A 22,543-nucleotide genomic window follows, 5' to 3' on the forward strand; every position below is an offset into this window, starting at 1 on the left:
TCAGAGCACCGGCGGGGTGTGCCAGATGCGGTCGATGTAGTCCCGCATCGAGCGGTCGGACGAGAAGAACCCGCTGCGTGCGACATTGAGAATCGCCGACTTCGTCCAGGCATCCTGATCGGCGTAGGCCGCATCCACGCGCTCCTGCGCCGCGATGTACGACGCATAGTCTGCGAGCACCATGAACCGGTCGTCGTAGAGCAGGTTGGAGACCACCGGCTCGAACACCGAACGATCCCCCTCCGAGAACGCCCCGGACGAGATGAGATCGAGCGCCCCGCGAAGCCCCGCATGAGCCTGGTAGAAATCCGCCGGCGTGTAGCCCTGTGCCCAGAGGACCTCGACCTCGGGCTCTGTCATGCCGAAGAGGAAGAAGTTGTCGTCACCGACGAGCTGCCGGATCTCGACGTTCGCGCCGTCATCGGTGCCGATCGTGAGAGCGCCGTTGAGCGCGAACTTCATGTTGCCCGTGCCGGAGGCTTCCTTTCCGGCGAGCGAGATCTGCTCGGACAGGTCGGCAGCCGGAATCACCTTCTCCGCGAGGGTCACGTTGTAGTTCGGCGGGAAGATGACCTTCAGCCGACCCTCGACCCGCGGGTCGTTGTTCACGACGGAGCCGACCGCGTTGATGAGGTGGATGATGCGCTTGGCCATCGCATAGCCCGGTGCCGCTTTGGCCCCGAAGATGAACGTACGCGGGGTGACGTCGGCCGCGGCGACCCGGCCCGACGCAATGCCGTCGTAAAGCGTGACGATGTGCAGGACTTTGAGCATCTGCCGCTTGTACTCGTGCAGGCGCTTGACCATGACATCCAGCATGTGGGTCTCGTCGACGTGGACCCCATCCCGTTGGAAGAGGACCTCGTTCAGCCGTCGCTTGTTGGCGGCCTTGACGGCGCCGAACCGCTCGCGGAACTCCGGGTCCTCTGCGAGGGCCTCCAGTCCGCGTAGCCGCTCGAGATCGATCGTCCAGCCGGCACCGAGCGCCTCGGTGATGAGCTCTGCCAGCGAGGGGTTGGCGAGACGGATGAAGCGACGCGGGGTGATGCCGTTGGTGACGTTCGTGAACTTGTCGGGGTACATCTCGGCGAAATCGTGCAGCACCTTGTCGCGCAGCAGCTGGGAGTGCAGCTCTGCGACACCGTTGACCTTGGCGCCGGCAACGGTGGCGAGGTACGCCATCCGCACCGAGCGGTAGGGGTGCTCGCCGATGATCGACATGTTGCGGATGCGCAGCATGTCGTCACCGAAGCGCTCGCGAACCTCCTCGAGGAACTCCTCGTTGATGCGGTAGATGATCTCCAGGTGGCGCGGAAGCAGGCGCCCCAGAAGGTCGACGGGCCAGACTTCGAGCGCTTCGGGCAGCAGAGTGTGGCAGGTGTAGGCGAAGCACTGCTGGGTGATCGCCCAGGCGTCGTCCCACTCCATCCCCTTCTCGTCGATGAGGACCCGCATGAGCTCCGGCACGCCGATGACCGGGTGGGTGTCGTTGAGCTGGAAGATCACGCGGTCGGGAAGCTTCGTCAGGTCGTAGTCGGCGGGGAGCACCGTGTCGATGAAGTCTCTGATGGATGCCGAGACGAAGAAGTACTGCTGCTGCAGGCGCAGCTCCTTGCCCTGCGGCGTGGAGTCCTCCGGGTAGAGCACCTTGGAGATGTTCTCGGCGAACGTCTGCGCGCGCACCGACTCCTCGTAGTCGCCCGAGTTGAAGATGCGAAGGTCGAACGCGTTGGTCGCGACCGCGCGCCACAGCCGCAGGGTGTTGACCCGGCCGTTGTGATAGCCGGGCACCATCATGTTGTACGGCACCGCGAGGACACTCCAGTCCGGGATCCATCGGGTGCGCTCGGTGCCGTTGTCGTCGTATGTCTCGGTACGCCCACCGAACGAGATGGTCTGCGCGGCCTCCGGGTGGGGAAAGTCCCACGGAGATCCCATCCGCAGCCAGGCATCCGGCTGCTCGACCTGCTCACCGTCGACGAAGGTCTGACGGAAGATCCCGTACTCATAGCGGATGCCGTAGCCGATGTTGGGGACGCTCATCGTGGCAAGCGAGTCGATGAAGCAGGCCGCCAGCCGTCCGAGGCCTCCGTTACCCAGCCCCGGCTCGACCTCGAGCTCGCGCAGGTCGTTGATGTCGATCCCGCACTGTGCGAGCGCGTCGGTCGCGATATCGGTGAGACGGGCAGCCAGCAGATTGTTGTCGAGCTGACGACCGAGGAGATACTCCGCCGAGAGGTAGCAGACGGTCTTGGACTGCTGCTCGTTCTGCCGGGCCTGGTCCTCCAACCATCTGGCCATGAGGTAGTCGCGCACCGTGCCAGCCAGCGCCAGATACTGGTCGTTGGCGTCGGACTCCGACAGCGAGACGCCCTGGTCGAAGTTGAGGTTCGTCAGGAACTGCTTGACGAAGCCGTCGACCGAGGAAGGAGGAGACACCACCGGGGCCAGAGCCAGCGGGTGGGTCGGGCGCGCAGCGCCGGGGTTCACGATGTCGGACACGAGATGAAAATACCGAGCGACGCACCCGCCGATGAACCAGATTCACCAATCGCCATGCGAGGTTTACATATTCGTCACGAATCGTCTGACGTCGAGCCTTCGAGCACGTCGCCGACGTGCTCTGGACACTCGCGGCAGCGGCCGAAGACTTCGAACAAGTGCCGCGTGACGGTGAAGCCTCGGCGCTGCGCCGCGCGTTCGATCCATGCTTCATCAGGGGGGTCAATCTCGACGGCGAGCCCGCACCCCTCGCAGATCAGATGGTGGTGGTGTGATCCCGGAGTGCAGGAGCGAAACAGCTGACCGCCGGCGACCGGGATGGTGTCGGCCTGACCGGATTCTGCGAGCGAGTTCAACTGTCGATATACGGTCGCGAGGCCAACGCTCACCCCTTGGCCCGTGAGCAGATCGTGCAGTTGCCCGGCTGAGACGAACCCTTCACAACTGGCAAGCCCGGTGCGCACGGCCTCGCGCTGCACCGTGGATCGAGCTTCATGCGCTGTCGTCTTCATCGACGCCCCCTCGGCAATTGCATTGATATATTGCAATCTCTTTATGTGTGTGATGGACTGAGTGCGTGGAAGGCAATGTGGAGCGGACCGCGGCGGCGGAGCTGTTCAAGACGCTCGGCAACGAGTCGCGCTTGGCGCTACTGCTGCTTCTCCGCGACGACGCGCGGACCGTGAGTTCTCTCGTCGCCGAATCCGGACTGTCCCAGCCGCTGGTGTCCCAGCACCTGCGAACCCTGCGAGGAGCGGGCTTGGTCAGCAGCCACCGGGAGGGAAGAGAAGTCGAATACCGGCTCGCAGACCACCATGTGCTCCACGTGATCAGTGACGCACTTTTCCACGTCACCGAACCTGCAGCACTCCACTCAGACCGACCAGAAGAAGAAGGAGAAGAACGATGAGCATGACCGACGTTCACGCAGAACACAGTGTGGCCGAGCACGCCCACGGCGACGGATGCGGACACGAGGCCGTCCCGCACGGGGACCACGTCGACTACATCCACGGAACCCACCACCACGCCCTGCACGGCGACCACTACGACGAGCACGAGTCGGTTGCCGAGCACAGCGTCACTGACCACGCCCACGGCGACGGATGCGGGCACGAAGCGGTGACCCACGGGGACCACGTCGACTACATCCACGACGGGCACAAGCACGCCGCGCACGCAGACCACTACGACGAGCACTGACGCTTCGCCCTACTCCGCCCGGTCGGCCGCGGTCGGCCAGGCGGGGAAGGGGTCGAAGAAGCGCGCCCATACCTGCGGACCTGAGAGCAGCTCACCGTCGGTGAGGGCAACATCATCGAGAGCCGCCGACAGGCGGTCATGGTCTAGATCGATGCCGATGAAGGCGAGTTCTTGGCCCACGGCGATCAGTGCCTCATCGTCGGTGGAGAGGTGATCGTACGACAGCGGCGAGTACGAGATCATCTGGCCGACGTGGTCCCACGTGATCGCGCGATGCGGCCGCGTTGCAAACCGGCAGAATCCCGCCGATCGAATCACACGGCCGAACTCCCCCGGCTCGATGCGCTCGTCAAGAAGCGTCTGGAGCCTCCCCGGATGCAGGGGACGCACGTTCTCGTAGCGAAAGCCGCTTACTCGGCGGTCTGTGAGGTGAGGATCGAAGGCGCCATTGAGAAGCGCCACCCATCCCGGCGCATCCTGCCCCACCTGGTAGGGCTCCCCCGCCGTCCACGGCTCCATGACGCGACGGTGCAGTCTCACTCGAGCCCGCGGCGCCAGCGCGCCGACGACAGCCATGACCATCGAGAGATCGGGCGTTGACAGCGCCGACCAGTTGACGAGCACGATGTGCGATGCGTACTCGATCTGCATCGCGGTCAACAGCGCCTCGGCGACCTGCTCCGGCCGGGCCGTGTCGCGAGCCGGCGAGTTGACGCGATTCATGTAGGTGTCACGCCACAGATCATCGAGCAGGTGCGTGGCATCGACGACGCACACGACACCCATCAGCCGCGTCGGTGCTGACGCCCCAGCGAGACTGCCAATGACCTCGGGCATGTCCACGGAACCGGGGAACTCGATGAGGGCTCCGCCGGGCCTGTCTGCCCAGGGCGCGAGCGCGAGAGCTTCGTCGATCGGGTCAGGTGACACCGCAAGCCGGGACGCCGGCACCAGCATCCGATGCGACATCGCAGCCAGGCGCTTCGCGTAGCTCAACCGCTCAGACGCGCAACTTCCGACGACAGCGACGACGTCAACCTGATCCACGTGGGCCTCCTCATGTCTGCCGGGGTGCGCGGATTTCACACGCGTCGCGCGGACGGCTATCGTCAAATGATAACCGTTCTCAATTCGGAGGTCACTATGAAGGTGCGCGCGTCGATCAAATCACTCAAGAACCAGCCTGGCGCTCAGGTCGTGCGCCGCCGCGGACGGGTGTACGTCATCAACAAGCTCAACCCACGGTTCAAGGGACGTCAGGGCTGACGCACGGAGATGGCACAGCGGCCTCCCATTCTCGATGCTCTCGTCGTCGGCGCCGGCCCGGCAGGTATCGGCACCGCGCTCGCGTTGGCAAGCGTGCCGGAGCTGACCTTCGGCGTGCTCGAACGCGGTCAGATCGGCCAGACGTTTCTCGAGTGGCCTTCTGCCCAGACATTTCTCACACCGTCATTCACGGGCAACGGATTTGGGGCGACCGACCTTAACGCGGTCCATCCCGAAACCTCCCCGGCCTTCTCTCTGGGAGTGGACTATCCCACCGGTGCGCAGTACGCGAAGTACCTCCGCAGTGTGACCAAGCACTTCCAGGTCCCGGTCATGGATGACGCCGAGGTCACCGCGGTCACGAAGCTCGACGACGCGTTCGCCGTTGAAACCTCCAGGGGCCCGGTGAGTACGCGCGCTCTCGTCTGGGCGGGAGGAGAGTTTGCCGACCCCACGCTCCCGCGCATGGCGGGCAGTTCGCTCACGGTCCATTCGCGAGAACCGGGCGCGTGGCAACCACGGACGGGGCGACTCGTGGTCATCGGCGGCTACGAGTCGGGTATCGATATCGCCTGCTATCACGTGGAACGCGGCGCGGAGGTCGAGATCGTCGACGCCGGGACGCCGTGGGATGCCGGCACGGGGTCAGATCCCTCGTTCCGCTTGGCGCCACGGTCGCGCATTCGGATGAACGCGGCTCGGGCCACCGGCCGGCTCACCCTCACCGCAGCGCACGCAACCGGAGTGAAGCGAGATGGCGACACCTGGGTGGTGAGTCTGGACAACGGAACCAAGGCGACCTCTGACTCGCGGCCGATTTCGGCGACGGGCTTTGGGGCGGGCCTCGGACCGGTCGCGCCGCTCTTTTCGGCGCGCCCCGACGGCTGGCCCGAGCTTGACGAAGACGATCAGTCGACGATCTCCCCCGGACTGTTTCTGTCAGGACCTGCTATCCGGCATGGCGGCCTCAAGTTCTGTTTCATCTACAAGTTCCGCCAGCGCTTTGCCCACATTGCCCGTGTGATCGGCGAGCGAGCAGAAAAGGACACATCAGCGTTGGAAGCGTATAGAGCTGCGGGAATGCTCACCGACGATCTCTCATGCTGCGGAGTGGAGTGCGCATGTTGACCGGTCTGCCCCGTCCCGCGTTCACAACGCTGTTGTTTCTGACGGCGATTGTTCTGGGAAGCCTCGTCGGATCGCTGGCACCCGCGGTGGGGTCGGAGCTCGGATCCGTTGTCGACCCGCTCATTCTGCTGCTTGTCGGGGTTCTCTTCTTCACACTTCGCCTGGACGGCCTTTCGGCGCTTCGCCGCTCGCGCCTCGTAGTGGCGCTTGCCATCGGAGTCAACTTCGTCGTCATCCCGCTGATCGCGTGGCCGCTGAGCGCCCTGCTCCCCAGCGACGCGCTCCGCCTCGGTGTGCTGATCTATTTCCTCGCGCCCTGCACAGACTGGTTCCTGGGCTTCACCCGCATGGCTGGCGGTGACACCACAACCGGCGCCGCACTCATCCCGGTGCAGATGACCCTTCAGCTGCTGCTGTACCCGGTGTGGCTGTTCTTGTTCGCGGGCCAGAGCGCGGCATCCTCGTTCGGCTCGGCCGGGCCGACGCTGCTCACATGGTTCGTGGCTCCTGCCGCCATCGCACTCACGCTGCGGCTGGTGATGCGGCTGACGCTCAGCGCCCGAGTTCGGGCCGCAGTCGTCTCTGGGGTCGATCGTGCCGTTCCCTTTGTGATCGCCGCGGTCATCGTCGGCATCTTCGCCGGCAACATCGAGACGATCTTGAGCGATGTCGGATCCTTCGCGTGGGTGCTGCTCGTGGTTTTCCTCTTCTTCGTCGTCACCTTCTTCGTCGGCGAAGCGATCTCGAAGGTTGCCCGGCTGCGCTACCGCGAGCACGCACTGCTGACCATGACGACGTCGGCACGCAACGCGCCGCTGATGCTGGCCGTTACCACCGTGGCTCTTCCTGACCAGCCCATCGTCGCGGCGGCGATCGTCTTGGGGATGCTCATCGAGTTCCCGCACCTCACCGTGATCACGCACCTCCTGCGCGGGCGGGCAGCGCGGGTAGACCAGCCCCCGCGCCCCCTCGAGACCGTGTGAGTCTCAGGAGGAAGCGACCCCCCGCACTGCAGCGACCGCTTCCTCCGCAACCAGTGCGGCGTTGACCATCCCGCCGGTCATCGCGCCTGCCCCGATCGACATCGGCACGTTCGCTGCGGGATTGACGACGTTGCCGGCTGCCCACACCCGAGGGTTGCTCGTGCGCCCGGTGGTATCGACGGCAAGAAACGATCCGACCGGGGTGTCGGTGCGATCAAGCGTCAGTGCGCTGAGCACGCCGTCACCCGGTCGCGCGGTACCCACCGTGAACAGCGCATCCACTGCCCTGTTCGCCCCGCCCTCGAGCACCACTTCCTCGATGCTGTTCCCCGTCCCGCGGATCTCTCGAACACGCTCCGAGACGATCTCTACGCCGCGGGCGCCCAGGCGACTGATCACCTCGTCATCGAGCTCGCCGGCTGCGGCAGCGAAGAAGATGACACGGTCACTCCACTGGCGAACGAGCTCCACCTGGTGAACTGACATCGGCGAGGTGGCGAGCACGCCCAGTCGGGCATCTCGCACCTCCCACCCGTGGCAGTAGGGGCAGTGCAGCACGGTCTTTCCCCACCTGGATGCCAGCCCGGGCAGATCGGGGAGCTCGTCGACAAGACCCGTCGCGACGATCACCGCGCGTGCCTGCGCGGTCACTGCACCCTCGGTGTTCACCTCGATCCCGAACTCCTGACTCGACACGGAGTTCACGGTGTCATCCAAAAGCTCCACGCCGTAGGCTGCGACCTCCGCCCGCCCCCGGGCGCGCAACTCCTCCGGGGCAACTCCCTCCCAGCCGAGAACTCCGTGCATCCGATCAGCGAACCGGTTTCGCGGGCGACCTCCGTCGATCACAAGAACGCGGCGACGCGCTCGGCCAAGAAGCAGTGCGGCAGATAGCCCAGCGGGTCCCCCGCCGACGACGATGACGTCCCAGTGTGGTGTGCTCATGCGCCCATCGTGTGCAAGAGCGGCAGATGCTGCAAACTGGTTTGCAATATCGGCAAACTGCGGCAGTGACACCGGGAGCATCGTGCACGAAGAACTCGATCGAGTGGGCACCAGACTGCGGGCGGTTCGCCGCGCGCGCGGCCTGACGTTGGAGGAGCTTGCGCACGGTTGCGACATGTCGACGAGCACGCTCTCACGCTTGGAGTCAGGCAAACGCCAGGCCACGCTCGAACTCCTCCTCCCCCTCACCCGGCGACTCGGCATCCGACTCGACGACCTTGTCGACCCCGTCCCCGCCGATCCCCGGGTCCGGCGACCGATCATCCGGCGCGACGGCATGATCATCGCACCACTGGCCCCAGAGCACTCACCGATCAGCACGTACAAGATCACGTACACAGCCGGCGCGGCAGACCCGCCACTGAAGACGCACGACGGCTTCGAATGGCTCTACGTGCTGCACGGCAAGCTCAGGCTCCGTCTTGGCGAGCAAGACCTCATCCTCCACCGTGGCGAAGCCGCAGAGTTCGATACGCGCACACCCCACGCCATGTCGGCAGCGGGCGGACGCCCCGCTCAAGTGATCAGCATCTTCAACGACGCCGGCGCGCGGATGCACACCCACACCGCGCTGGAGTGAACCCGCCCGCGTGCATCAGCCGCTGCGATGGGCACCGTCGCCCAGCATGATGACCCCGAGGCCTGCGATCGTCACGTCGATCGCGAGCCGGTAGTGCTGCATGCGAAAACCCTGGGCATCCGCACCTCCCGCAACGAACGGCCCGATGATCCGCTGCCCCAACTCTCGCGCCCCAGGCGCGGCTGAAGACACCTGCTCGAACTCCCGCATCATCGTGGCGTGATCGCGCTGACCGTCGCCCTCGTGCTGCAGTCGGTCATCGCCGATCGCGATCGAGAGCATCGCAGTGTTCAGAAGCAGGGAGTACGCGATGCTCGTGCTCTCACCGAACCCTCCGCGGCGCAGGACGGCCATGCCCGCCTCCACAGTGGGGAGCACCGCGGGGATCGTCGGTCCGTGCATCAGCATCCACTTAGCGGTGCCCGGGTACCTGGCAGCGAGCGGGCCAATGCCATAAAGGAGCGTGCGGAACCACTCCTGCCACTCCAGCTCCGCCGGAGGCAGCAGGATCTGCTGAAAGACACGCTCCGTGACGGCGCGGCACAACAAGTCCTTTCCACCGACGTGGTGGTAGATGACCGATGGCGCGACCCCGAGCGTTGCCGCAAGGTCGCGGATCGACCAGGTGAACAGATGAGACTCGCGGGTCAATCCGACTGCGGCGTCGATGACGGACTCGGGGGTCAATCCGACGTGAAATGGCTGATCCGATGTTTTTCGCACCACATCTCCTCGGCCCATCGAAGACCCCAAGCCCTCGGTCGGCTTGAAATAGAACACCGTTCACTCTACGGTGTGAGTTGCGTGTATGGGAATCGTTATCATTAGCGCACTTCGCCCCTTCATCCCGAAAGGCTCGCGCGATGAGCGCACACCACGACACAAGTGAACCGCCCCGCGCGGCATCCACGACCGAGTCGTTCTTCGCCCCGGTGCGTGGGACCTTCGCCGGGATCGTGACGCTCAGCGCTATCGGTGCCGCAAGCAGCGTCGTTCCGTTCATCGCGATCGTCGAACTCGCCCGCACGCTCTTGCCGACGCTGAACGGCAGCGCGCTCGATGTCACCCGCGTGTGGGTGATCGTCGCTGTCGCCGTTGCGGCACTCATCATCAGTTTTGCGGCGGCACTTTTCTCCGGCATCGTGAGCCACTTCGCTGACGCAGAGCTCCAGTTTTCGCTCCGCAAACGCATCGTTGCCCACCTGCAGAGGCTGCCCCTGGGCTGGTTTGACGCGCGAAGTTCAGGCGCGGCGCGAAAGCTCGTCGAAAATGACGTTGTGGCGCTCCATCAACTGGTGGCGCACGCGATTCATGACGTGGTGATGGCGATCACAATCCCCGTGATCAGCATCATCTACCTGTTCATCGTGCAGTGGCAGCTCGCTCTTGCCGCTCTGGTTCCCCTTGTCGTCACGATGGCGCTGTACATGATCATGATGCGCGGCACCGGCGAGAAGTACCGCGAGTACGACGACGCCACCGCGCAACTGTCGGGCGCGACCGTGGAGTTCGTGCAGGGCATCGCCGTCGTCAAGCGCTTCGGTCAGCTCGGACGCAGCCACCGGCGCTACCGGGAATCCACGAAAGAGTACGTGCGGTTCGTCGGGGAGTGGACCAACGAGACGGCCGTGCTCTTCACGATCATCGAGATCGTCACCTCTCCGGTCGTGGTTCTCGCCTGGCTTCTCGGGGCAGGAATGTGGCTCATCTCGATCGGGATCGCCACGCCCATCGGAATCCTGCCGGGGATCCTGCTCGGCCTGGGGCTGACCAGCCCACTCATGAAACTCGGCGCCTCCGCGCAGTTCCTGCGGAACGCGACGAAGGCGCAGGCATCCCTCACTGAGTTCTTCGCGCTGCCCACGATTGCATGGCCGACAGATCCTGCCACACCGCAGCGATCCGACATCCGCGCACAGGATGTCTCGTTCTCGTACGATGGCGAACGACAGGTGCTGGCCGACATCAACGCGGCGTGCGCACCCGGAACTGTCACGGCGCTGGTCGGCGCGTCCGGCTCGGGCAAGTCCACGCTGGCAAAACTCGTGCCACGCTTCTATGACGTCGCTGCGGGATCGATGTCGATCGGTGACACTGACGTCCGGGACGTGGCCAGTTCCGAACTCTATGAACATGTCGGATTCGTCTTCCAGGACGTTCAGCTGTTGCGCGCGAGCATCCGTGACAACATCCGTCTTGCCCGCCCGAACGCGTCGGATGACGAGGTCGTCGCGGCCGCGCAGGCGGCGCAGATCCACGAACGGATTCTGCGCTTCGAGCGGGGCTACGACGCCGTCGTCGGAACAGACGCCCACCTCTCCGGAGGTGAGGCTCAGCGCGTGACCATCGCGCGGGCGCTGTTGGCAGACACCCCGATTCTCGTCTTGGACGAAGCCACCGCCTTCGCTGACCCGGACTCCGAAGCGTCAATCCAACGAGCACTCAGCACGCTGGCGGCAGAGCGCACCGTCGTCGTGATCGCGCACCGCCTGCACACAATCGTCGGCGCAGACCAGATCCTCGTGATGGATGACGGGCGCATCATCGAGCGCGGAACCCACAGCGAACTCGTCGCGGCGGGGGGACACTTCGCCTCGATGTGGCAGAACTACCAGTCCAACCATGCCCGGTCGCTGCCCGAGGGGGTCACGCCATGATCCGTCGTCTTCTACGGTATTGCTCCCCCCGAGCCCGCAAGCTGTTCCTCGCAGAACTCGGCTTCATCGTCACCGCGGCAGCGCTTCAAGGTGTCGCCTTCATCCTGCTTGTGCCCGTGCTGCAGCACCTGTTCGCCGAAGACCTCGCGGGCGCCTCCGGCTGGCTCATCGCCGTGGCCGCGGCAGCGCTCGGCTACATCGTGGCCGCGTGGTTTGCCAGTCAAGTCGGGATGCAGGCCAGCACGGCATTGCTGGACTCGCTTCTGACCCGTTTAGGTGACCGCCTCGTCGGCCTTCCTGTCGCCTGGTTTTCCACCGACCGCACCGGCTCGATCACGGGGATCGCGACGCAGGGCGCGATGTTCATCTCGACGATGCCCTACGCGATTCTTCGGCAGATCATCACGGGGTTCGTGACCCCCGCGGTCGTTCTCGTGGGAATGTACTTCTTCGACTGGCGTCTGGCGCTGGCGATGACCGCCATGGTCCCCGTGCTCGCGATCGTCTATCGGTGGCTCAGCAAGAGGATCGGCCGCGGCGACGCCGAGCACTCCGAGGCCGTCGCCGAGGCATCCAGCCGGGTGATCGAATTCGCCCGCGCCCAACCCGCGCTACGCACCGCCGGCGACGGTTCGATCTCGGATCGGCTCGTGGCCGAAGCGCTCGAAGGGCAACACCGCGCCTACCGCGGCCTGCTGATGACCGGCGGCGCGGCGATCGCCACCTTCGGAGCGGTCGTCCAGCTCTCGCTGACGGTGCTTCTTGTGCTCGGCGCGTACCTCGCGATCGGGGGCACGATCAACCCCGCGACCCTCATCGCGCTCCTGGTCTTGGGCGTGCGATTCAACGAACCGATCGTCGCCGCAGGCGACCTGGGCGGCGGCGTCTCGGTTGCCCGCACGACCCTCGACCAGCTGGATGCTCTTGCCGCGGTCCCCTCGCTCCCCGAACCGCAGACGCCCGCGACGCCGAATGACTGGCAGATCGAGTTCTCGGACGTGAGCTTCGGATACGGCGCCGACCCCGTTCTGCAGAACCTGAGCTTCCGCGCTCCAAGCGGTGCGATGACTGCCGTCGTCGGCCCCTCCGGCTCTGGCAAGACCACGATCACCAAGCTGATCGCCCGCTTCTACGATCCCGAGAACGGAACGGTCTCGATCGGTGGCGCGCCGCTTCCCGAACTCGGATCAGACGCTGTCGAAGCGGCCGTTGCACCCGTCTTCCAAGATGTGTACCTCTTCGACGACTCCATCTTGAACAACGTCTGGATCGGAAACCCCGACCTCACGCGCGAAGACGTCATCGCCGCGGCGCGCCGAGCGCGCGTCGACGAGATCGCACAGAGGCTTCCCGGCGGCTGGGACGCTCGCGTCGGCGAAGGTGGCTCGAACCTGTCGGGAGGCGAACGGCAGCGGGTCTCGATCGCACGCGCCCTCCTCAAGGACGCTCCGATCGTGTTGCTGGATGAGGCCACGAGCGCTCTGGACATCGGCAATGAGATCGCCATCCAAGAAGCCATCGACCACGTGCGCGCCGACCGCACGCTGATCGTCGTCGCACACCGGCTGCAGACGATCATGACCGCAGATCAGATCATCATGCTCGACGGCAACGGTGGGATTCGTGAATCGGGTTCCCACGACGAGCTTCTCGCCGCCGGCGGCGCCTACGCCCGCTATTGGCGGGAGCGCGTCGACGCCGCCGGCTGGCAGCTGACGGCATCCGAATAGCCCTTCGCCTAACCCGACACCCGACCCGACCCGACCCGACCCGAAAGGACCGAGCCATGACCGACGAGTCTGTCTCTGCCGCACCCACATCTGTTCCTGCTCCTTCGACCGAGCCCGGGTTCTCGCTGCGGTTCAGCGCACGCGACCTGTTGAGCGTCGCGATCTTCGCGGTGATCTACTTCGTGATCGTGTTCGCGGTGGCAATGGTCGGCATCATCAGCCCCCTGGTCATGCTGCTCACCCTGCCGCTTGCACCGATCGTCGCAGGCATTCCGTACATGCTGTTTCTCACGCGCGTGAAGCACGCTGGGATGGTGACGCTTTTCGGCGTCGTGGTTGCCCTGCTTCTGTTCATGATGGGTCACCCCTGGCAGAGCACCGTTGTCACGATCGTGCTCTCGGTCATCGCCGAGTTCGTGCTTGCGGCGGGCCGCTACCAGTCCAAGTGGGCGGCAATCTGGGCGTACTCGGTCTTCTCGGTGTGGTTCATCGGGCCCTGGATTCCGTTCTTCATCGACCCCGTCGCGTACGTCAACCAGAACAGCTCGATGGGCGAGCAGTACATGCAGGAGTTCGCGGCGGTCGTCACCGTTCCCGCGATCCTCGTGATGGTCGCGGTGTCGGTGATCTGCGGTTTTCTCGGCGCACTGCTGGGCACGGCCCTGCTGCGCAAGCACTTCCGCCGGGCCGGGCTCGCGTGACCAGCGCCGTGCACGTCAGGAAACCATGGAACACAGCGCTCGTTGACCACGGCGCGCACTGACCACGGTGCTCACTGATTCCGAGACGGGTGGTGTCGCAGACCGCGCTCTCGCGCTCGACACCACCCGCCCGGCCACCGGCCTCGACCCGCGCACGAAGATCCTCGTCGTGCTCGTGGTCAGCGCAGCCGTGATGAGTCCGGGAGGGCTCGTCTTCGTCCTGCCAGGGCTTGCGCTGGCCATCGTGCTCGCCGCCTCCGAGGGAGCGTGGCGCCGGATCACGGGGCTGCTCGTAACTACCGCTCTCATGTGGGTATTGGGGTGGATGCTGCCGCTGTGGTGGCCGGGTGCTCTCACGGCGATCATCTCCATCGCCTGCGTGTACCTCATCCGTTTCGTTGTGGCGATCGGCGTCGGAATGCACGTGTCCGCCATGACCTCGCCCACGCAACTGTCGGCCGCATTCCGCGCGTGGCATATCCCCCGCGCCATTTCGGTCACGCTTGCCGTGATGATCCGCTTCTTCCCCGTCGTCGCGTCCGAAGCGCTCGCCGTGCTCGATGCCATGCGTCTGCGGGGTCTTGCCGGGGCTAGCGGGTTTGCGCGGCATCCGATTCTGAGCGCGGAACGGTTTGCGGTGCCCATGATCGCCGCGAGTCTGCGGGCCAGCGAAGATCTTTCGGCCTCGGCGATTCTGCGTGGCCTCGGCTCCCGACGCACGCCAACCGCGCTCACTCCCCCACGCTTCGGGATCGCCGATCTCGTCCTTGTCTTGTTCGTCGCAGCACTCGCCGCCTGGGGTCTGCTCATTCCCTCACCGCTCACATGATCAACATCGACGCCGTCACCTGGATCTATCCGCACGCAGATGACCCAAGCCTCAAGGCCGTTGACCTCGACATCGACGTCGGTGAGGTCGTCGTGCTGTGCGGGGCAAGCGGGTCGGGAAAGTCGACGGCGCTGCGTCTCATGAACGGACTGATCCCTCATTTTCACGATGAGGGGGTGCTGACCGGAGCGGTGACGGTCGGCGCACTCTCGACAACAACGGTCGAACTCGACGAGATCGGGCTCATCACCGGAACCGTTCTTCAGCATCCGCGCCGCCAGTTCTTCACCGACAGCGCACCAGAGGAACTCGCGTTCGCGATGGAGAACTTCGGGTTCGAGCGTGAGGTGATGCGCGACCGCGTCACTGAAGATCTCGCCGCGCTCGCCCGCGCCCTCCCGGTCGGTCAGAAACTCTCGCTGCTCTCTGGTGGGCAGCAACAGCAGGTCGCGATCTCAGCCTCAACCGCCCACGGGCCGGCGCTCTTGCTTCTGGATGAGCCCAGCTCAAACCTCTCGGCGGACGCCGTTTCGCGCCTGGTGGCCACGCTCGCCGAACTGAAGTCGCGCGGCGTCACGATCGTCATCGCCGAACACCGCCTGCGATACCTCCAGGACCTCGTCGACCGTGTCATCGTCATGCGAGACGGCCGCATCGACGTCGTGTGGTCAGCCGAGGAGTTTCGTCTGGTTCCCGACGAGGTGTTGGCCCGGGAAGGGCTGCGCGGTGAGATCCGCACCGCGGCGCTACCACCGATTCCCGCGACGGGCGCATCGGTCGTCGATCCCACACCGGTGACAGAGGACACCGCCCCCGGCCTGCGTCTGACGGGCGTGCGCTGCCGCTTTGGCGGCAAAACGGCGCTTGACATCGAGGATGCTCTGTTCGCGGCGGGCGAGGTCACGGCGGTGCGCGGTGTCAATGGCGCCGGCAAGACCACACTCGCGCGCGTGATCACCGGACTTCAGCGCAGCACCGGCGCCGTCACTCTCGATGGCAAGGTCCTCAGCAGGCGCGCTCGGCAGCGCTCCAGCGCGATCGTCATGCAGGACGTACAGCGCCAGCTGTTCACCGAGAGCGTCGAGGCCGAGATCGAGCTTGCACGCGCAGACCGCCATGACCAGACGGATGCGGCAGGCATCCTTGCTGCGCTCGACCTCAGCCACCTCGCCGAACGACACCCGCTGTCGCTCTCAGGCGGGCAACAGCAGCGATTGGTCGTCGCGGCGGTTCGGGTCGCGGGGCGGCGGATCGTGATCTTCGACGAGCCGAGCTCCGGCGTCGACCGCCGCCACCTGCAGTCCATCTCGGATCAGATTCGACGCGTCGCCTCGGAGGGCGCCGTCGTCATCGTGATCAGTCACGACGAGGATCTGCTCGCTCTCAGCGCTGACCGCCAGCTCACCCTCGCGCCGGCGCCTGCCTAGTCGGTGAGGCTAGTCGCTGAGCCGACGATATCGATGCAGGCGTCGCAGGCCTGCGACATCTGGTCGGTCCGCAGGGGCAGCTGCCACAGCGGCGAGCCGCGTCGTTGCCGCGTGGGCAGACATGTCGATCCCGATCGCAACGAGTTCGCCGACCTGGGGCACGACGGGCAGCGGGGCAACGTGAATCATCGATCCCACGACGTTCACGGCGTACCCGCGCTCGCCGCGAACGGCGCGCACCCGCACTCGCCCCTTCATGCGGTAGGCATCTGCGGGCGGTGACTCGAGCAGATCCACCAACGCGGTCGGCGAGATCGGAGCGGGCAGGGCAACGGATGCCGAACGTGCGTGCGCGTGGTCAAGGTGTTCGCCGTCGCTCTCGCGCAGCAGCGCCGCGATCGGCAGTTCTTCGGGATCGTCCGGGGTCGCGACATCGAAGATGAGGGTCGGGTCCACGCGACCGTGATCGGCCACGACGACCGGAGCGTGCGGGTTTCTCATCCGTACCCGCTCGACGATGCGCGCAGCCTGCGATTCTCGCTCGGCCGCCGCCACACCGTCGAGCTTGCTCACAACGACAAGGGTCGCTGCGGCGTGCCGCACGGGCGGCTCCGGCCACAGATCGACGGTGCGAAAGTGTTCGACGGCATCGATGACGTCAACGACTCCCCCGAGCCGCACCCTTTGCACCCCGCTGTATCGAATGAGCTTCGCCAGCGCCAGCGGCTCGGCGACACCGGAGGCTTCCACGATGATGGCGTCGAGGCGCAGACGCGGGTGCGAAAGCCGCTCGAGAGCGCCGTCGAGTCCGCCCGCGTCGGGCAAACAGCAGACGCAACCTCCGGCGATGCCGGCAACATCATCGACTTGTGCGGCGACGAGCCCCGCATCGACATTCACAACCCCGAAGTCGTTGACGACCACACCAAGCCGCGCCCCGGGCGCACGCAGCAGGTGGTTCAGCAAGGTGGTCTTGCCCGCGCCGAGATGCCCGGTCACTGCGATGACCGGGAGGCGGGAGGGATGCGCGGGGTTCGGGGGGATCGTCGACACCTGTGTACTGCGGTTGATAATCATTATCGTATGCTGGGAAGCTCGGGGGCTCGACCCCACACCACGACCCACGTCATTTCCCCCACCCGGGGATGGAACAGGTAATTCTCCGTGCGCTTCTCGCTTCACCGCCTCAGCCTCGCCGCCGTCACCACTGCCGCACTCCTCGCAGGCGTTCTGACCGCACCGCTCTCGGCCACCGCCACCGATCCCGCCGCAACCTCGCTGCCATCGGTGACCGCCATCGACGCCGACCTTGTGACGGTCGGCCTCACCGAGGACGGTGAACTCGACCTGCGCACGCGAGCCGAGGACGGGGAGCTTTACGTTCCCGAAGAGATCACCCTGTCAGCGCCATCGGCGGAGCCGTTCACCGCGACGATCAGCGCGGAAGAAGCGGTCTTGCCCGAGGGCTACAGCTTCGACGGGCCCGTCTCGCTCTCGCTCGTTGATCTCACCGCCCCCGAGAATGCAACCGTCACGATCGCTCGAGCCGACGACAACGCGACCCTCTTCGCCGAACCGCTCACCCTCGACGCCGGGACCTCTCTGCCGACCGTGTGGCACTTCAGTAACGCGGGTTCGTACAGCCTCGTCTTCGCCGCCAGTGCGGTCGTCACCGACTCCGAGACCAGCGTGATCGACCTGACCACGCGCGAGGTCACCTACACGTTCGATGTCACCGACAGTGAGACGACGGATTCGGGCGCAGAGAGCACTGACGCCGATGAGGCCGTCGCGGCGCAGACCGCCGCAGTGGCTCCCACCGAGGTCGTCACCGAGGGCGATCTGCGAATCACGCAGCGCATCGTCGACGGGCAGGTCGAGTTGGGGCTTCGGCAGGTCGGTGACGAGGGGGCGTTCGGCGCCACCTGGCAAGAAGCGGACTCGCTGGTGATCTCGGTCCCCAACCAGGATGCGACGTGGCCCGCCGAAAGCATGTCGACCTCACAGAAGAGGTTCTGGGCCGCGATCGCCCCCGAAGGCACTGTGCTGTGGCGCACCGCGGGCCACGCGAGCCTCAAAGACCAGTACCGCAGCAACGCGGTCACGGTGAGCGTGGATTCCGGGACGATGACGCTCGAAGACATCGAATGGCTCCCCCAGGTGAGCCTGTCCGCCGTGACCGGCGCCGACGGCGCGGCCGCCCCCGGCGACATGGTCACGTATCGCACCGGCTCGAGCGACAACATCGCTCGCGTGTACTGGGACGGGCGGATCGACCCGCTCATCTCGGCGCCGATCGATGTCCCGATCGCCAGCACAACGAGCGACCTGCCCACGTACGAGGGCTCAACGACGACGGGGTTCTCGTTCACGGCCTCGGGTGTGTATTGCATCGCTCTCACCACCTATGTAACGTCCCTGGCCACGAGTGAGCTTCTCAGCGACACCGCGACCTATACGTTCGTCGTCGGTAACGAGATCGACCCGACGACCGTGTCGCCGTGCGCGCAGCCGGAGACCGAGGTCGACGAAGGCATCGCGAATCACATCCGTGAGGACGGCGTCGCCGTTCTCACGGACGGCACGGTGAGGCTGGCATCCGTTATGGATGGCGGGGTCTACGAGCTCGCGCTGCAGGATGCGACCGGGGAGAGCGACACGACCCGCGACGCAGCAGAGGTGATCCTCGCGATTCCCACGCAAGACACCATCTGGCCCGGCGCACGATACGAAGCCAACTCGAGCGGATACAACGGCTGGGCGCGGCTGGCCGATGCGGGGACCCTGCTGTGGCGCACACCCGGTGAAGACGATCTTCCCCACGCATGGCGTACCAATGACCTTCTGATCGAAGGAGATGCCACCGGGCTCGGGATGGACACCGCCGGCGAGCAGGTCGTCCTCACGCTGCAGTCCGTCGAGACCACCTCATCTGGCTACATGACCGCCTACCAGACGGACGACGACTCCCCCGAAGATACCTTCGGCTTCCCCATGTGGGACAGCCGCGGCGACGGCGTCATCAACGAGGTCGAACTCAGCACCGTCACGGAGCCGCTGGGCTGGGCATTCTCAGAAGAAGGTGTCTACTGCGTCACCGTCGCTGGCGTGTACACAGACCCCGCGGTCGGGGACGCTTCAGCGGCATCGACCTACACCGTCGTCGTCGGCGACAGCGTCGACGTCGATACCGTCGAGCCGTGCGCGCAGCGCGAGTACAGCGAGCCGGTGGCAGACGAGGTCGACCTCGACCCGACCGTGCACTACATGACCAGCGGCCACACCGACCTCAGCGTCGAGACCATCGACGGCGGCTTCGAGTGGCGCGTGGGCAAGACGACGCAGTACCTCGTCGACGACGTCGTCTGGGTCGGCACCACCGCATACAACGAGTACGTCGTGCCCGAGGTATCCACCGGCCTGGACTACACGTTCGTTGCCGACGAGGGCGAGACCTACTACGCGTTCCCCGAAGCCAGCGGATTGTCGGCCCAGACTCTCTGGCCCGGATTCTCTGCCGAAGGCAACCTCGATGTCGACGGATCATGGACATGGACGCTGAAGGGCATGAGCGGACCCGAGAACGGCGAGTTCCTCCTGTACCAAACCATCGCGGCAACCGAGGGACGCACCGCCCGGGTGGCGATGGACACCCGTACGGGCCTGCTCAGCTGGGAGAGGGACGGCGCCCACAGCCATATCAACTGGGCGTTCACCGAACCCGGCGTCTACTGCCTGAACTTCGAGATCGCCGGCTACTTGGACGGCGAGTACTCCAGCGACACACAGCAGCTCACGGTTGCGGTCGGGCCTGATCTCGACCTGTCGACGATCCAGCCCTGCGGCCGCTCCGGCGAAGAGGCTCCCCTGTTCACCGCGGCGGAGGTCACCGAAACCGAGGATGACACGATCGTGCAGCAAGACGGTCAGGTGTTGATCACTCCCTACCTGACTGACGACTCCCTCGAGGTCACGGCGCGCGTGCAGGACACCCCCGGCGACACGATCGTCGGCCGCGACATCGAGGAGATCATCTTCTCGTCGACGGCGCTGCGCAGCGACGGCTGGGTGGTCGGCAACACCAACAATGGCGACGGTCAGCCTGACATCAGTTGGGATACCACCCATATCGCGCGCGAGGACCTCGACGGTGATCTCACTGTGTCTCTCGGCGAGGTGGAGGGCGCCGGCGACATGGCGATCAGCCGCACGGTCTGGAACGCCGACCCCCTCGCGCTCGGCACCGGTGCGGACGATCCGACCAGCGCGTGGTGGCCGACCGGCTGGCTCTCGCGGCATATCGAGCACACGTTCTCGGCATCCGGTGTCTACTGCGTGCCGCTCACCTGGAGTGGAGCTCTCGCAGACGGGACGGCGCTCGAGGTCACCAAGACCCTCACGGTCGTCGTCGGAAGTACCGATCCGACCGACGAGACCTACATCGACCGCTCCACGGTCGTGCCCTGCGCAGACGGCGGCGAAGGCTCGGAAGAAACCCCGGGAGACGGCGGCGAAACACCCGACGAGCACGCATGGGATGTCGAGAACGGTTCGCTCACCACATCCGGTGCGACCATCCTCAACGACGGTCACGTCGACATCGCGTCGGTGCTGGAGTCTGGGGTTCTCGACACGAAGGTGAAGGACACCACGGAATCCAGCGACGCCGTCTATCGCGACGCCGAAGACACCGTGCTGCAGCTTCTTCCCGACTCTGAGACCACGATTCCGGCGTCGAGCACGTATTCGTTCCTCGGCACGAGCGGCGATCCGGTCTGGATGGTCGCCGAGACCCAGCAGTCCGGCCTGCTGTGGCCGGGCTGGTCTACAGAAGAGATCGCCCTGTCTGCGACCCAGACCGGCGTGGAATGGACGCTGACCGATGTGAGTGGGCCGGGCGAATTCGCACTGTTCAGCTCGAGCCCAACCCAGCTCGGCGCTGTCGATGTGAGGTTCAACACGCGCGACGGCGTAACGGATGCCGACACGTTCACGATCCCGCAAAACACCCACGCGCACGGCAGCTGGGCGTTCTCGGCAGAAGGCGCCTACTGTCTCGCGTTCACCCGCACGACAACGCTTGCATCCGGTACCGATGCGTCGGACGAGTTCGTCTTGGCCGTCGCCGTGGGCGATGTCGACGTCGTCGCGATCGACCCGACCGAGTGCTTCACCGAACCGGTCGGAGAACCGACGGACACCGACACCACTCCCATCCCCGAGAGCGCTCTGACCGATGAGAGCGCGGGCGAGGTTCAGGTGCTGGAAGGCACCGACGGCTTCACCGCAGGTCAGCTTGTGACGGTCCAGGTCGGCGCCGAGCACGCCGGCAACTGGGTATCGGTGTGGCTGCGCTCCTCCCCCACGTGGCTCGGATGGTCACAGGTCGGCTCCTCTGGCGCAGTGCAGGTGCGCCTGCCGGCGGACGCCGCGACCGGGGCACACAGCCTGATCGTCGAGGACCGGGACGGAAACCTGATCGGCTGGGACTCCCTCAGCGTGGTCACGGCATCCGATTCGAGTTCCGACTCCAGCGGCAGCAACTCCAGTGACGGGGACACCACGACCGATGACACCCCGGCAGTCACCGCCGTCGCGGCGTCCCAGTGCGTGGCCGGCGCGACGATCCTCTCGTCGGGTCACATCGACTACTCCACCCGCATCGTGGGAGGAAAGATCGAGTCGCTGATCGGCGACGACACCTCGGGCACCAAGGTCTACCGCGAACCGTCGGGCACCGTGCTGTGGCTGAAGCCCTCCAGCGCTGTCACGCTGCCGTCCGGGTACGGGGCGATCGGTGCCGCGGGCACCACGGTCTGGCAGGTACCGCAGACCCAGCAATCGGGCCTCATCTGGCTCGGTTGGTCGACCGAGTCCCTCAACGCCGGCAACACGAGCAGCTCGGTGCGCTGGACGCTCAACAGCGTCAGCGGACCGGGCACGGTCAAGGTCTACCTGACGGGCGCGTTCGGCGGAGTGCAGCAGGTCGTCTTCAACAACGGCGGCACCTATAACATCCCGCTCGGCGTACACGCGCACGCCAACTGGGCGTTCAGCGCCGAGGGAATCTATCGGCTCACAATGACCCAAACAGCGACGCTGGCAAACGGCACCACCTCCTCTGACACCGAGGTCCTCACGATCGCGGTCGGAGATGTGGACCCGGCTTCAGCGGTGTCCTCGAGCACGGGGTGCGGCACGATCTCGAATGCCGTGCTGCAGGCAGACGACACGGATGCCGCCGCCGAAGCTGCAGAGCAGGCTCAGGCCGAGGCTGAAGATGCCGCAGCCGACACCTTGCCGGGTGAGGCATCTGATGCAGCCGGCGACAGCGATGACCCGTTGACGGCGCTCAGCGGCGGAAACCCCGTGCCGATGCTCGTGCTGACCCTTGGCATCCTCCTTCTACTTGCCGCGGCCGGTGGTGGCGTGTTGTGGTGGCGGAGCAGGCGCACCCCGTGACCGGAGCTCCGGCGTGAGGGCGAGGCGGCGGGCGGCACTCGCGGGCTTTCTCGCCCTCACTGTGCTCGCC

The 22,543-nt window shown here is 65.7% G+C and carries 18 protein-coding genes; 12 read left to right on the forward strand and 6 right to left on the reverse strand.

Features of this window, described 5'->3' with window-relative positions:
• A complete protein-coding gene (locus ABD206_RS05565; protein ID WP_425561176.1) occupies nucleotides 1-2,493 on the reverse strand; it encodes a glycogen/starch/alpha-glucan phosphorylase in 2,493 nt (830 codons plus the stop codon).
• An 83-nt stretch (nucleotides 2,494-2,576) separates the two neighbouring features.
• Nucleotides 2,577-3,014, reverse strand: coding sequence for a Fur family transcriptional regulator (locus ABD206_RS05570; protein ID WP_344070233.1), 438 nt, complete (start codon nucleotides 3,012-3,014; stop codon nucleotides 2,577-2,579).
• Between the two features lie 65 nt (nucleotides 3,015-3,079).
• Here ABD206_RS05570 and ABD206_RS05575 point away from each other — a divergent pair, with 65 nt between their 5' ends.
• A complete protein-coding gene (locus tag ABD206_RS05575) occupies nucleotides 3,080-3,412 on the forward strand; it encodes an ArsR/SmtB family transcription factor (protein ID WP_344070236.1) in 333 nt (110 codons plus the stop codon).
• Nucleotides 3,409-3,705, forward strand: coding sequence for a hypothetical protein (locus ABD206_RS05580; RefSeq protein WP_344070238.1), 297 nt, complete (start codon nucleotides 3,409-3,411; stop codon nucleotides 3,703-3,705). Before ABD206_RS05575 ends, ABD206_RS05580 begins: the two co-directional genes overlap by 4 nt.
• Before the next feature lie 9 nt (nucleotides 3,706-3,714).
• On the opposite strand, the gene ABD206_RS05585 is transcribed toward ABD206_RS05580, so the two are convergent.
• Entirely contained in the window at nucleotides 3,715-4,752 is a 1,038-nt protein-coding gene (locus ABD206_RS05585; protein ID WP_344070240.1) for a GTP-binding protein, read from the reverse strand.
• 96 nt (nucleotides 4,753-4,848) lie between these two features.
• On the opposite strand from ABD206_RS05585, the gene ykgO reads away from it, so the two are divergent.
• The 3 genes from ykgO to ABD206_RS05600 are packed head-to-tail and all read left to right on the forward strand — an operon-like array spanning nucleotide 4,849 to nucleotide 7,082.
• Nucleotides 4,849-4,971 (forward strand): type B 50S ribosomal protein L36, encoded by a 123-nt coding sequence (gene ykgO / locus ABD206_RS05590; protein ID WP_023951906.1) that lies wholly within the window; start codon nucleotides 4,849-4,851, stop codon nucleotides 4,969-4,971.
• Between the two features lie 9 nt (nucleotides 4,972-4,980).
• Nucleotides 4,981-6,099, forward strand: coding sequence for an NAD(P)/FAD-dependent oxidoreductase (locus ABD206_RS05595; RefSeq protein ID WP_344070242.1), 1,119 nt, complete (start codon nucleotides 4,981-4,983; stop codon nucleotides 6,097-6,099).
• A complete protein-coding gene (locus ABD206_RS05600; protein ID WP_344070244.1) occupies nucleotides 6,093-7,082 on the forward strand; it encodes an arsenic resistance protein in 990 nt (329 codons plus the stop codon). Before ABD206_RS05595 ends, ABD206_RS05600 begins: the two co-directional genes overlap by 7 nt.
• Before the next feature lie 3 nt (nucleotides 7,083-7,085).
• On the opposite strand, the gene ABD206_RS05605 is transcribed toward ABD206_RS05600, so the two are convergent.
• Nucleotides 7,086-8,027, reverse strand: a complete 942-nt coding sequence (locus tag ABD206_RS05605; protein WP_344070246.1) for an NAD(P)/FAD-dependent oxidoreductase — start codon at nucleotides 8,025-8,027, stop codon at nucleotides 7,086-7,088.
• Nucleotides 8,028-8,109: 82 nt separating this feature from the next.
• Here ABD206_RS05605 and ABD206_RS05610 point away from each other — a divergent pair, with 82 nt between their 5' ends.
• Nucleotides 8,110-8,667 carry a helix-turn-helix domain-containing protein gene (locus ABD206_RS05610; RefSeq protein WP_344070248.1) on the forward strand — a complete coding sequence of 186 codons (558 nt, stop codon included), beginning with the start codon at nucleotides 8,110-8,112 and terminating at the stop codon, nucleotides 8,665-8,667.
• A 15-nt stretch (nucleotides 8,668-8,682) separates the two neighbouring features.
• On the opposite strand, the gene ABD206_RS05615 is transcribed toward ABD206_RS05610, so the two are convergent.
• The gene (locus ABD206_RS05615; protein ID WP_344070250.1) at nucleotides 8,683-9,390 is read right to left on the reverse strand and encodes a TetR/AcrR family transcriptional regulator; all 708 of its coding nucleotides are present in this window, start codon (nucleotides 9,388-9,390) and stop codon (nucleotides 8,683-8,685) included.
• 140 nt (nucleotides 9,391-9,530) lie between these two features.
• Here ABD206_RS05615 and ABD206_RS05620 point away from each other — a divergent pair, with 140 nt between their 5' ends.
• The 5 genes from ABD206_RS05620 (at nucleotide 9,531) to ABD206_RS05640 (ending at nucleotide 16,011) form a co-directional block, all read left to right on the forward strand.
• Nucleotides 9,531-11,324, forward strand: a complete 1,794-nt coding sequence (locus tag ABD206_RS05620) for an ABC transporter ATP-binding protein (RefSeq protein WP_344070252.1) — start codon at nucleotides 9,531-9,533, stop codon at nucleotides 11,322-11,324.
• A complete protein-coding gene (locus ABD206_RS05625) occupies nucleotides 11,321-13,054 on the forward strand; it encodes an ABC transporter ATP-binding protein (RefSeq protein WP_344070254.1) in 1,734 nt (577 codons plus the stop codon). The genes ABD206_RS05620 and ABD206_RS05625 overlap by 4 nt, the downstream gene beginning before the upstream one ends.
• A 56-nt stretch (nucleotides 13,055-13,110) precedes the next feature.
• A complete protein-coding gene (locus tag ABD206_RS05630) occupies nucleotides 13,111-13,755 on the forward strand; it encodes an MptD family putative ECF transporter S component (protein WP_344070256.1) in 645 nt (214 codons plus the stop codon).
• 67 nt (nucleotides 13,756-13,822) lie between these two features.
• A complete protein-coding gene (locus ABD206_RS05635) occupies nucleotides 13,823-14,584 on the forward strand; it encodes an energy-coupling factor transporter transmembrane component T (protein WP_344070258.1) in 762 nt (253 codons plus the stop codon).
• Nucleotides 14,581-16,011, forward strand: coding sequence for an ABC transporter ATP-binding protein (locus ABD206_RS05640; protein WP_344070260.1), 1,431 nt, complete (start codon nucleotides 14,581-14,583; stop codon nucleotides 16,009-16,011). The genes ABD206_RS05635 and ABD206_RS05640 overlap by 4 nt, the downstream gene beginning before the upstream one ends.
• Before the next feature lie 9 nt (nucleotides 16,012-16,020).
• Here the strand turns inward: ABD206_RS05640 and ABD206_RS05645 are convergent, their stop codons facing one another.
• A complete protein-coding gene (locus ABD206_RS05645) occupies nucleotides 16,021-17,064 on the reverse strand; it encodes a CobW family GTP-binding protein (protein WP_344070262.1) in 1,044 nt (347 codons plus the stop codon).
• 111 nt (nucleotides 17,065-17,175) lie between these two features.
• Between ABD206_RS05645 and ABD206_RS05650 the strand changes: the two genes are divergently transcribed.
• Nucleotides 17,176-22,473 carry a TIGR03773 family transporter-associated surface protein gene (locus tag ABD206_RS05650; protein ID WP_344070264.1) on the forward strand — a complete coding sequence of 1,766 codons (5,298 nt, stop codon included), beginning with the start codon at nucleotides 17,176-17,178 and terminating at the stop codon, nucleotides 22,471-22,473.
• Nucleotides 22,474-22,543: the final 70 nt, after the last annotated feature.

Source organism: Microbacterium sediminicola (genome assembly GCF_039531125.1).
Lineage (GTDB): Bacteria > Actinomycetota > Actinomycetes > Actinomycetales > Microbacteriaceae > Microbacterium > Microbacterium sediminicola.